Here is a 10,508-nt window from a genome sequence, read left to right as displayed (position 1 = left end):
ATCCGTCAACCTTGGGCAAGCCCGGAGCTTCGACGAGCTGCCGTCCGTGCTGCCATCATGCTTGCCCAGCCAGAGCGGCTGTAGCGGTGGAGTCTGCCCCTGAGCGCATGGCCTAGCGCCTTCCTGCCTGGAATGAGGTGCTCTGATGACGATTGCCGTCAGACGATCGTCGGAACCTAACTTCCGCCTTAGAAGCAGCTACATGGGGCTATGCCTGTACGTCACCACCTCCAGCACGTCATCGAAAGTGCAATCGATTTCGCGATCATCGGCACCGACCTGAATGGGGTCGTCACGGACTGGAATGCTGGAGCAGAGAACATCTTCGGTTGGAGATGCGATGAGATCGTAGGCGCATCAGCCGAACGTCTCTTCACAGCTGCTGATCGTGCCGAAGGCCGTCCCAACGAAGAGATGCGTCTCGCGGTCGTTGATGGTCGAGCGAGCGATGAGCGATGGCATCTCCGCAAAGATGGCACCCAGTTCTGGGCATCGGGCGAGTTGATGCCCCTGCGCATCGAGGACGGCACACACCAAGGCTACATCAAAATTGTCCGCGATCGCACACGCCAGCATGAGGCTGGTGAGCGTCTACGCGAAACCCGAGATCGGTTTGAAACACTCCTTCAGACCGTCGAGACAGCCTTCGCTGTCGTCGAAGTCAAATTTGATGGCGAAGATCGTCCGGTAGACTATCGCTTCCTTGAGGCCAATCCAGCCTTCGAGCGCCAGGCCGGGGTCAACCTGCGGGGGAAATGGGTCACTGAGTTCGCACCGAACCTAGAGCCCTTCTGGTTCGAGACCTATGGACGGGTCGCTTGGACGGGTGAACCGGCGACCTTTGAGAGCTACGCCGAGGCGTTTGAGCGTTGGTTCGATGTGCGAGCCATCCGAGTCGGCGAACCCGCCGAGCGGCAGATCGCGATCTTCTTCAATGACACCACCGAGCGGCGCGTCGCTGAGGAACGTCTGCGCGCCAGCGAGGCGCTCGCCCGCGAGAACGTGCAGCGCGTGCAACTCGCCCTTGCAGCAGGGGCGATCATCGGTACCTGGCATTGGGATTTGCCCACCGATCGGTTCACCGTCGATGAGGGGTTCGCACGTAGCTTCGGGCTTGACCCAGCGCTCGGGCGAGAGGGTATTCCGCTCGCCCAGATCGTCGCGACCGTTCATGCCGACGATCAGACGGAACTAGCTGCGGCGATCGACGAAGCGATCAAGCGAGGTGGTGCTTACGCGCATCAATATCGCGTGCGGCGTACCGATGGCAGGTATTACTGGATCGAGGCGAACGGACGCGTCGACCACGACGCGGATGGTACACCGTCGAGCTTTCCCGGCGTCCTCATCAACGTTGAGGAGCGGCGCGCCGTCGAGGCAGAGCGCGATCGTGTAGCCGCGGAGTTGCGCGCCCTCAACGAAACCCTTGAGCAGCGCGTGGCCGAGCGGACAGCCGAGCTAATGCGCACCGAAGAGCAACTGCGTCAGTCACAGAAGATGGAGGCGGTCGGCCAGCTCACGGGCGGGGTGGCGCACGACTTCAACAACCTGCTCACGGTGATCAAGTCGTCGACCGACCTGTTGAAGCGACCAAACCTCGCTGAGGAACGTAGGACGCGCTACATCGCGGCGATCTCTGACACCGTCGATCGCGCGGCCAAGCTGACCAGCCAACTACTGGCGTTCGCGCGGCGACAGGCGCTTCGACCCACCATGTTTGATGCCGGCCAGAGCGTGCGCATGCTGAGTGAGATGGTCAGCACCTTGACCGGAGCACGCATACGGGTCGCGACACATCTCGACGAAGAAGCGTGTTTCGTGAACGCCGATCCAAGCCAATTCGATACCGCGCTCGTCAACATGGCCGTGAACGCCCGTGATGCGATGGACGGGGCTGGGGAGATCACGATCAGGGTCAAGGCAGTCGAGGAAATCCCCGCTGTCCGCACGCATCCAATCGTCGTGACTCCCACTGTCGCCGTGTCGATCAGCGACACGGGCATCGGCATCGCACCTGCGGATTTGGAGCGGATCTTCGAGCCGTTCTTCACGACGAAAGACGTCGGTCAGGGGACCGGGTTGGGGCTTTCCCAAGTCTTCGGCTTTGCAAAGCAGTCGGGCGGTGAGGTGATCGTCGAGAGCGTTGTCGAGCAGGGCACGACGTTCACACTTTATCTGCCTCGCGTGCCTGCGCCGGTCGAGGTTGCCATTGAGCGTGATGACGAGGCAACCGCCGATGGCGGGAACCTGTGCGTGCTCGTAGTCGAAGACAATCGGGACGTCGGCGACTTCGTGACCCAAACTCTAAAGGAACTCGGGTATCGCACGCACTGGGTCGAGAATGGACAAGCTGCACTGCTAGCCGTGGCTAACGACCCGAACGCCTACGAGATCGTCTTCTCGGACGTAGTGATGCCGGGAATGACCGGGATTGAACTCGGCCGCGAAATACGGCGCCTCTACCTCGGCCTGCCCGTCATTCTGACGAGCGGCTATAGCCACGTCCTGGCCCAGGAAGGCGGGCACGGCTTCGAGCTGCTCCAAAAGCCGTACTCGGTCGAAGCCCTGTCACGGGCCCTAAGCAAGGCAGCATCCAAGCGACGTCGCAGACGCTCAACAAGAGCTCAATAGAAGGCCACGTGGTCTCTCTTTCCTTCTAAAATGAGCCCGCATCGACCGGGCTGCCATATCATCACGGCTCGCCCGGCCTCGCGCAGATTTTTATCGACGGCCGTGGATGACTAAAGCGAACAGATAGCCGATGGCGCCGGCCAGAATGGCGAGGCCCAGCGGTGACTCCTGCGCGTGCGGCCTTAGCGCCTCGTTGCCGCGCTGGTACACACGCTGCGCGTCCGGATAGCGCTCGCGAGCCTTGTCGAACGCATCGCCGGCGAATTCCCGCGCTTGCCCGGCCGCGTCGCTGAGCGTGTCCTTGGCCTGTCCGTACAGGTTTTGCGCCGAGCCTTTCAGCTCAGTGACATTGCCCTCGGCTTGCGTCCGCTTATCGCCGGTCAGATCGCCCGCTGCACCTTTGACCTTGCCGCCGAGTTCTTTCGCGGCGCCTTTGACACGATCTTCGTCCATGGCTCTTCCTCCTCGGTATCCGAACGGATCGGCGGCATCGAGCCACCAACGCGTGAGCAGCGCCATTCGTCTCGACGGTAGACCACGCAGCCGGCGGCGCAGCGGAACTGTATGGGACGCTTACGGTTCCTTCTGGTCCAGAGTACACCGGAGTAACTGCCCGATGCCGAACGGTGCTCAGAATGGCCGGCCGAGCGCCGCCGATCCAGGCTTTGCCGACGCGCTGCGCGATCAGACCTAGGGCTATGTCGAGAAGCGCAAAGCCGACGCGGCACGCTTCGTGTCGGACGTCGGCGGTGCCATTCGCGACACAGGTACCAGCCTCGACTCGCTGCCGCAGTTGAAGGAGCTCTTCGATCAGGCGGCGCTCGGCGTCGACGAGTTGGCCGAGGCCATTTCACGCCGCAGCTTCGGCGAGATGTACGACGAGGTTCACGCCGCAATCCAACGCCGGCCCGCGCTGACGACAGCCGCCGCTGTTCTGACGGGCCTCGCGTTCTTCCGCCTTGTGAATGCATCCAAGGTTCGGCCGGTCCCACGCTCGCACGCGGTGGTCCCGCTCGACGTCCTCCCGACGCCTGACGTCTAGGAGAGCGGGATGGCCGAGCTAGGATTGCGCAGCATCCCGACCCTCGTCGGCGATGCAGTCCGCGAGCTACGAGATCTTGTGGGTAGCGAAATCACGCTATTTCGCACCGAGATGGCGCAGGGCGTCCATCGCATATCCCTCGGGCTCAGCCTGTTACTCATGGAGGCCGTGTGCGCCACTGCAGGCCTGTTCACGCTGCTCCTCGCCTTGGTGAAGGGGATCGCCGTCCTCTTTCAATCGGATGCACTCGCGGCGCTGATCGTGGGCGGTGTCTTCCTCTTACTTGCGATCAGTCTCGGGCTGTTCGGGCGCAGCAAGACATCCCTGTCCACGCTGGAGCCGACACGCACGGGTCGGCAGGTCAAACAGGACGCGCAGGTTCTCACGGATTGGATGGACACATGAGCGACTCGCCAGACAAACTGGAGCAGGACGTCGAGGCTAGCCGAGGCCGGTTGGATCGGACGCTGGCCGACCTGCAGGCCCGGTTCAATCAACCTGGGATCCCGCGTGACTTTGCCGACCTGCGCCGGTCAGGGCAGGCAGCAAGCGAGACCGTCGAGCGGCTTGTCGCAGATGTCCGGGTCAATCCCGTCCCAGCGCTCATGATCGCGGCCGGCTTCGGGCTGCTTGTCTATGAGGCTTTTCGAAATGCCGCGGAGCGGAGGCGTCTGGCGGTTGTTTCTGCAGGATCCGCCATCACGACGACCGATCGCCACCTCCCTGAGAACCATCTGGACCGGATGCACGAGCGGCTCGACGACGCGCTGGAGGAGAGCTTCCCCGGCAGTGATCCGGTCTCGGTTCGGATCACGAAATAGCTCGTCCCCGTTTTTGTGGGCTCGAATTGCACGAACGACCGGGCCCAGCCAACTGGCTGCATCCCGGCCTCGCGCACTCCCGACCGCACCGCGGCTGGTAGCGCGGGTCTCGCGGTTTAATGATGGTTTTTCAACACCACAAAACCACTATCAATATGCTTTTAGAGAGGTCGATTACCGCTACTGCCACCCCTTCGCACTGGGCTTTCCGATCACGTGGTCGATCCCCTCCAGGATCAAGGAATGGATGGAGCGGCCCCGGTCCTCGGCAATTCGGGCTAGCGCGGCGTGGCGGGCATCATCGAGGTAGACTGTCTGTCGGGCGGCTACATCTCGGCGCCCCTTCGGTCGGCCAGTCGGTTTGGAATTAACGCGCTCCTCTCCAGCCTGCGGGACAGGCTGATGGATCTCGGTCGCCGTTATAGCGTGGGCAACGACTGGCTCAGGCTCGAGCTCTGACGCCGCCACCGGCTCCGGCGGGGCCTCATCCTGTTCGACTTCACGGGCCGCGGCCGCGGCGGCTTTCATCGCGAGCGTCTGCGACACGTTCGGGCGGCGGCTCATAAGGTCTCTCCGAGGCGGACCATGACGGCGTCGGCGAGCGCCGCGAATTCGGCCGCGGACGGCGTGTCGGCAGGGACCGCCTCCCCGGTCGCAAGGCTGTCGGCCACGATGGCGCGGTAGGAGATGGCCGGCGCCACCGGCTCAGTCAGCGCGGCCAGCGTCGTCACCACATCTCGCCCTGCCCCGGTGCGTTTGTCGATGCGGCTCGGGACGATGAGTATGTCGGGCCGGTCACGCTTGGCGGCTTTGCGGTGCCGGCGGATCGTGCCAACGGTTTCGGCCGCGCCGCGCACATCCAACACGGTCGAGCCCGACGGCACCAGGACGAGATCGGACACGGCTATGGTGGCGCCGAACGCCGCGCCCATCGCACCGGGGGCGTCGATCAACACGAAGTCGGTCCCCTGGCCCTTGGCGGTCTTAACCCAGGCGGAGACCGCAGAGTCGCTGTCCTCCTCCAGGAGGTGGGCGGTGACCGTGAACGGTAGTTGTCCGTCCTCTGCGATCGAGGCGGCATGCGCGGCCGGGTCCGCATCGAGCACGGCGACCGTCCGCCCTCGCCGATACAGTTCGGCTGCGAGGTTCAGAGCCGTGGTCGTCTTGCCGACGCCGCCCTTGCTCTGCGCAAGGCCGATGATCCTCACCATTTCGACGCCATGCTCCCGCTAATATGGTGGGACAAAACCACCGGATCAGCGCCATTATCACGCTGCCATGACGTGGCGCGTTCGGGCTGAGAGCCTAAACGCTGCACACGCCTGCTGCGGGGGGGTTCACGACTTTCTCGTAAAACCCGACGTCCATCCTCCCGCGCTCCGTCACACTTTTGTGGTGTGATAAAAGCGGGATCGTGGAATGACGCTCGCACGACCATAGCGCGCGTGATAGTGTCTGAGAAGGACAGTTATCGGACACGATGCCATGAAGGCGCTGAAAACTCGCGTCGTGGAGCCACCGGCCGGTCTTCCGATCGTCGCCGGCCTATCCGACCAGGCCCGGGCGTTCCAGCGGGCAGGCAAGGCCAAGAGCACGCAGCGCGCCTACCTCAGTGACGCCGGCCAGTTCGCGACCTGGTGCGCTGAGCACGGCTTCGATCCGATGCCTGCGTCGCCGCTCGTCGTGCTTGAGTTTTTGAGCCACGAGGCGACGCGCGGCTCTAAGGCTTCGACCATCGCCCGGCGGCTGGCCGCGATCCGGTACGCGCATAAGCTTGCCGGTGAGCGGGATCCGACGAACAACGAAGGTCTGCGCGAGGGCCTTCGGGGGATCCGACGGGAGATCGGCACCCGGCCGAAGCAGAAGACGGCGGCGACGGCCGATATCCTCGCGGCCCTGCTTATGCGGACGCCCGACACCCTAACGGGCCAAAGGGATCGAGCCCTGCTGGCGCTAGGGTTCGCGGGCGCGTTCCGCCGATCGGAACTCGTGGCCCTCGATGTCGCCGATCTGGTCCAGGATCCGGAAGGCCTGCGGGTTTTGGTTCGGAGATCCAAGACCGATCAGGAAGGGCAGGGGGTCGAGAAGGCCATCCCGCACGGGCGGTTCATTCGGCCGGTGGCGCTGGTGCGAGAATGGCTGGATGCAGCCGGCATCACGGAGGGGGCGGTGTTCCGGCCGGTCAACAAGGCCGGCAGGGTCGAGGCACGCCGGCTAGGTGTGAAGACGGTCGAGCGGGTGATGAAACACTACTGCACGGCCGCGGGGCTCGATGCCTCGACCTTCGGGGCGCACTCGCTCCGCGCCGGCTACATCACGACGGCCGCAGAGCGGGGCGCCGATCTCGCCCGGATCATGGACCAGTCCGGCCACAGGGATCCGCGGACGGTGGTCGGGTACATCCGCAGGGCCAACGCGTTCAAGGGGCACAGCGGGAGCGGGTTCCTGTAAACGACCGTGCATATGTAGCGACTCTAGGGATGTGGCCTACGCCGTCGCCGAAAATGTCATCTCGATCCTCGTGCACAAGCGGGACGGCCATCTCTTCTTCGCGGCCGGGCGAGACGCCGTGGTGGCAGGACTGATGCGCGAGTTACAGGCCGTCATGCCAACCGGATCCAGCGACGCGCTCGCAGCGGCCTGCAACCGCTCTCTCAATCAGCTTGCGCCGTCGACCAGGTCACGCCCCTGGGTGGAAGCCGTTGATCCAGTTGGCGGCTCCGTGACGATGCGACACAGTAGGCGATGCTGATCGTGCCTACAGGGCTAACGCCCCCAGGGGGCGCTTGGGGAGCGGGTTCCTGGAAGATCAAAGTCGCCTCTACAGCTAAAGATCACAACCAACACTATTCCTACAATGATATACAACTTATGAATGCACTTCAGGATACTTGATAGTTAACCGCACATTAATCGGCGCCAGACATCGTGCCGTTATTCAGCATGACGCGCATGCGTCACGTTCAATCCGCCATGTCTACGAAGCTTGCCCCTGATGCAACGTCGCGCTCTCCTTAGTGCTTTCACGTGCCAGCGCAGTGGCAACGTCGCGGTCCTGTTCGCATTCCTGAGCGTTCCGATGCTCATGTTCACCGGCGCAGCGATCGATTACGGCTTCGCGACCCGACTGGAGACCAAGTTACAGGCGGCGACCGATGCCACGGCGCTGCTGCTCTGCCAGACGCCGCTCAACACCTCGAACGCGGACCTTAACACGCTGGCGCAGACGGCGATGATCGGCGCCATGGGGGCAGCGAACCTTGTGGTCGACCCGCTGTCGATCACCAATAACCCACGTCAGATCACCCTGACTGCCCACAAACTCTCGACGGCGTTCTTCGGCAAGTTCACCGGGACGACCCGCATTAACCCCGGCTCGGCCGCGCAATGCGCAACGCCCCTACCCAAAACCTTCGAGATCGCGCTGGTGCTCGACAATACCGGATCGATGGCGGAGTCGAGTGGCGGGCAATCGAAGCTGCAGGCGGTGCAGACGGCGGCAACGAACTTCGTCAATTACGTCTACACCAACGCGGCCTTCTCCAGCGCGACCAAAATCTCGATCGTGCCGTTCGCAGCAGCGGTTGCGGTCAATCCGTCGACCTATCGCTATGCGACCTGGATCGATCAGAACGGTCAGTCGAGCTACCACTGGACCAATGTGACCTCGCCGAACGTGTCTGGCTTTAGCAGTCGGTTCGACATTTTCACCAAGCTTCAGGCCGCCTATTCCGGCTGGGGTTGGGCCGGATGCCTAGAGACATTACCCTACCCACTCAATGTTCAGGACGGCGCGCCGACAAGTTCTAACAAAGATTCGTATTACGTTCCAATGTTTTCCCCCGACGAGCCGGGGGATGCCAGCAAAACATACTCCGGATTTACCGTCAACAACAACACGTATTATAGCTTTAACAGTTACATTGATGACGATAGCAGTAGCAAAAGCGGTAGCTGTGCAATTATGGCGTCAGGAACATCTTTTAACACGGCGGAAGGTCGAGCCTGCAAATACGTCAGTCCGTATAATCCTGCACCAACAAGCTTAAATTCATCGACCGGTATTCCCAACGGCCCTAATTTTGGTTGTACCACGCAGCCTCTTCAGCGCCTGACAAACGACACCACAGCCTTGAAAAATCTTATCAGCAATATGGCGCCGCTGGGCTCGACGAACATCCACGAGGGCTTCATGTGGGGGTGGCGCACACTGTCGCCGATCAGCGTATTCGCGGACGGTGCAGCCTACTCGTCGAGTTCAAGCAGCTCGAATGCGGCAAACATTAACAAGATCATCATCTTGATGACTGACGGCACCAACAGCTGGGCAACGAACCCATACTCTCCAAATGGGTCAATGTATTTCGCTGCCGGTTATTTTCAGAACGCCAACGGTACGAACCCAAACCCACGCCTACCTTCAACTAACCAGAACGTTTCTGACACTGCCAGTTCTAGGAATGCCCTTGACGCACTTACTGCCCAGGCGTGCACTAACGCCAAGGCAGTCAACGTCTCGATCTACACGATCGGTTTCAGCATTCCGTCCGATCCGATTGATGCGGCTGGACAGACGCTCTTAAAGAACTGCGCCTCGTCATCAAACCAGTTTTTTATCGCTAATACGTCTGACGATCTAATTGCAGCCTTCAAGCAGATCCAGGCGAGCATCGGCGCCTTGCGGCTGACGCAGTAGGCTGCTGAACCTACCCTTCAATATGCGCCTTGGCCTTCCGCGGCCGTCCAGCGCGCTTCGGCTTGTCGGAGACGGTCGCTGCAGGCTCGGCGGCCTTCGGAGCCGCCTTCCTGCGCTGCTGACCAAGCCCGAAACTCCTAGCGAGCGCCGAGCGCTACTCGGAGTAGTTGGCAGCCGTCATCGGGTAGTCGCGCGGTAGGCCCCACTTCTCACGGTAGGCCTCGGCGGTCAGTCCCCTGATCGTCAGGTGACGGCGGAGCGTCTTGTACGGCTTGCCGTCCTCGAAGCTGATCAGGGCGTCGTTCGTGATCGACTTCCGGATGTGGGACGGGGTGAGCTTCTCGGCCGCTAGAGCAGCAGTGGCGCTGCCCTGGCCAATCCCTGAGAGTGCAGCGTGCGTCGCCGCGATCAGCGTCGCAAGCTCAGCACCCTGCACGTGATTGTTCGACACATAGGCCGAGACGATGCCGGTCGTCAGCTCGATAAGATCGACGTTTTCAACCTCTGATGTTCCGATCATGCCGTCCATGCTGCACCTATGCGAAGAACTACCATCACTCGTTCTAAATGCGGCTAAATTCAGTGAGTTGCATCATGATTATGCATGAAATTTAATATCGACAGAGCGACAGCCATAAATGCCGATGCAAATATTTACAGTGATTGAGTGAGATAGCTTGGTCGAAAGAATTTGTTAACCAAGATCTAAGCAGCATGCTGTTGAGCAGGTTACAGGTGCCGCCGTGAGCCGAGTCTATCCGGTTAGCGCCGAGGATCCGGCCGGCGATTGTCCGGTGCCGATCGACACGCTCAGCCGGCTCTACCGCGCTAGGCCAGAGGCATTGGCTGATCAGCTTGAAGGCATCCCGGAAGCCACGCGAGCGCGGTTGGCAATCTACCTCTACGGGCGCAGCCACACACGCCACCTGGGGATGCAGATCGCGGCGACCTGCGAGGGTGCCAGCAGTTCGACGCCCGGAAGTTCTATTCGATGCTGCCGCGGGGCGGTCGAACCGGCTGATCCACCCGGGCCGCCGGCTCCTCCTACGGGTCGTAGGTCTGGCCGTGCTGCGCGGGCATAGGCTCAAGATGGCGGCCGCCGTGTCGAGTGACGAGGTCCCATGAGGCGGCCACGAACGGTGCTCATCCGGAACAGGACAGGGGCGCAGAGGCGGGGTTATTCCGCCTACAGACCAAGGCACCCGTAGTCACGGGTCGTGCCGGGCGAGCCGATCCGCACTGGGGTGCACAGGTGTGCAGAGAACATCTTCGAGCGTTCCCGAGCAGGCGCGAACGTTGGAGAACGTCGGCGCGGCTT

At 62.0% G+C, this 10,508-nt stretch carries 10 protein-coding genes and 1 pseudogene; 7 read left to right on the top strand and 4 right to left on the bottom strand.

Annotation, left to right across the window (positions count from 1 at the left end; all coding sequences use genetic code 11):
• Positions 1-210: 210 nt before the first annotated feature.
• On the top strand, positions 211-2,631 hold the full coding sequence (locus tag MKL11_RS03985) for a PAS domain S-box protein (protein ID WP_243940494.1): 2,421 nt from the start codon (positions 211-213) through the stop codon (positions 2,629-2,631).
• Positions 2,632-2,721: 90 nt separating this feature from the next.
• On the opposite strand, the gene MKL11_RS03980 is transcribed toward MKL11_RS03985, so the two are convergent.
• Positions 2,722-3,150, bottom strand: a complete 429-nt coding sequence (locus tag MKL11_RS03980) for a CsbD family protein (protein ID WP_243940492.1) — start codon at positions 3,148-3,150, stop codon at positions 2,722-2,724.
• 214 nt (positions 3,151-3,364) lie between these two features.
• On the opposite strand from MKL11_RS03980, the gene MKL11_RS03975 reads away from it, so the two are divergent.
• The 3 genes from MKL11_RS03975 to MKL11_RS03965 are packed head-to-tail and all read left to right on the top strand — an operon-like array spanning position 3,365 to position 4,494.
• Positions 3,365-3,673, top strand: a complete 309-nt coding sequence (locus tag MKL11_RS03975; protein WP_243940490.1) for a hypothetical protein — start codon at positions 3,365-3,367, stop codon at positions 3,671-3,673.
• A gap of 9 nt (positions 3,674-3,682) precedes the next feature.
• Positions 3,683-4,078 (top strand): phage holin family protein, encoded by a 396-nt coding sequence (locus MKL11_RS03970; RefSeq protein WP_243940488.1) that lies wholly within the window; start codon positions 3,683-3,685, stop codon positions 4,076-4,078.
• Entirely contained in the window at positions 4,075-4,494 is a 420-nt protein-coding gene (locus MKL11_RS03965) for a hypothetical protein (RefSeq protein ID WP_243940486.1), read from the top strand. Before MKL11_RS03970 ends, MKL11_RS03965 begins: the two co-directional genes overlap by 4 nt.
• A gap of 180 nt (positions 4,495-4,674) precedes the next feature.
• Here the strand turns inward: MKL11_RS03965 and MKL11_RS03960 are convergent, their stop codons facing one another.
• The gene (locus tag MKL11_RS03960; protein WP_243940484.1) at positions 4,675-5,058 is read right to left on the bottom strand and encodes a hypothetical protein; all 384 of its coding nucleotides are present in this window, start codon (positions 5,056-5,058) and stop codon (positions 4,675-4,677) included.
• The gene (locus MKL11_RS03955) at positions 5,055-5,705 is read right to left on the bottom strand and encodes a ParA family protein (RefSeq protein ID WP_243940483.1); all 651 of its coding nucleotides are present in this window, start codon (positions 5,703-5,705) and stop codon (positions 5,055-5,057) included. Before MKL11_RS03955 ends, MKL11_RS03960 begins: the two co-directional genes overlap by 4 nt.
• Positions 5,706-5,979: 274 nt before the next feature.
• Between MKL11_RS03955 and MKL11_RS03950 the strand changes: the two genes are divergently transcribed.
• From MKL11_RS03950 to MKL11_RS03940, 3 genes are all read left to right on the top strand, one after another.
• Complete coding sequence (locus tag MKL11_RS03950; protein ID WP_243940481.1) at positions 5,980-6,945, top strand: site-specific integrase; 966 nt, start codon at positions 5,980-5,982, stop codon at positions 6,943-6,945.
• A 31-nt stretch (positions 6,946-6,976) separates the two neighbouring features.
• The gene (locus MKL11_RS03945) at positions 6,977-7,246 is read left to right on the top strand and encodes a hypothetical protein (protein WP_243940479.1); all 270 of its coding nucleotides are present in this window, start codon (positions 6,977-6,979) and stop codon (positions 7,244-7,246) included.
• Between the two features lie 243 nt (positions 7,247-7,489).
• Positions 7,490-9,190, top strand: coding sequence for a pilus assembly protein (locus tag MKL11_RS03940; RefSeq protein ID WP_279600245.1), 1,701 nt, complete (start codon positions 7,490-7,492; stop codon positions 9,188-9,190).
• A gap of 10 nt (positions 9,191-9,200) precedes the next feature.
• On the opposite strand, the pseudogene MKL11_RS03935 reads toward MKL11_RS03940, so the two are convergent.
• Positions 9,201-9,719: pseudogene (locus tag MKL11_RS03935) on the bottom strand (MucR family transcriptional regulator).
• Between the last annotated feature and the right edge of the window lie 789 nt (positions 9,720-10,508).

The organism is Methylobacterium sp. J-077 (assembly GCF_022829365.1).
In the GTDB taxonomy this organism is placed as follows: domain Bacteria; phylum Pseudomonadota; class Alphaproteobacteria; order Rhizobiales; family Beijerinckiaceae; genus Methylobacterium.
The sequence above is the reverse complement of the archived record's forward strand: the minus strand, read 5'-3'. Positions and strand labels throughout refer to the sequence as shown.

Excerpts from the sequence above, each read along its gene's own strand:
- MKL11_RS03950 (WP_243940481.1), top strand. The coding sequence starts at position 5,980 with ATGAAGGCGCTGAAAACTCGCGTCGTGGAGCCACCGGCCGGTCTTCCG.
- MKL11_RS03985 (WP_243940494.1), top strand. The coding sequence starts at position 211 with ATGCCTGTACGTCACCACCTCCAGCACGTCATCGAAAGTGCAATCGAT.
- MKL11_RS03940 (WP_279600245.1), top strand. The coding sequence starts at position 7,490 with ATGCAACGTCGCGCTCTCCTTAGTGCTTTCACGTGCCAGCGCAGTGGC.
- MKL11_RS03970 (WP_243940488.1), top strand. The coding sequence starts at position 3,683 with ATGGCCGAGCTAGGATTGCGCAGCATCCCGACCCTCGTCGGCGATGCA.
- MKL11_RS03960 (WP_243940484.1), bottom strand. The coding sequence starts at position 5,058 with ATGAGCCGCCGCCCGAACGTGTCGCAGACGCTCGCGATGAAAGCCGCC.
- MKL11_RS03965 (WP_243940486.1), top strand. The coding sequence starts at position 4,075 with ATGAGCGACTCGCCAGACAAACTGGAGCAGGACGTCGAGGCTAGCCGA.
- MKL11_RS03955 (WP_243940483.1), bottom strand. The coding sequence starts at position 5,705 with ATGGTGAGGATCATCGGCCTTGCGCAGAGCAAGGGCGGCGTCGGCAAG.
- MKL11_RS03980 (WP_243940492.1), bottom strand. The coding sequence starts at position 3,150 with ATGGCGCTGCTCACGCGTTGGTGGCTCGATGCCGCCGATCCGTTCGGA.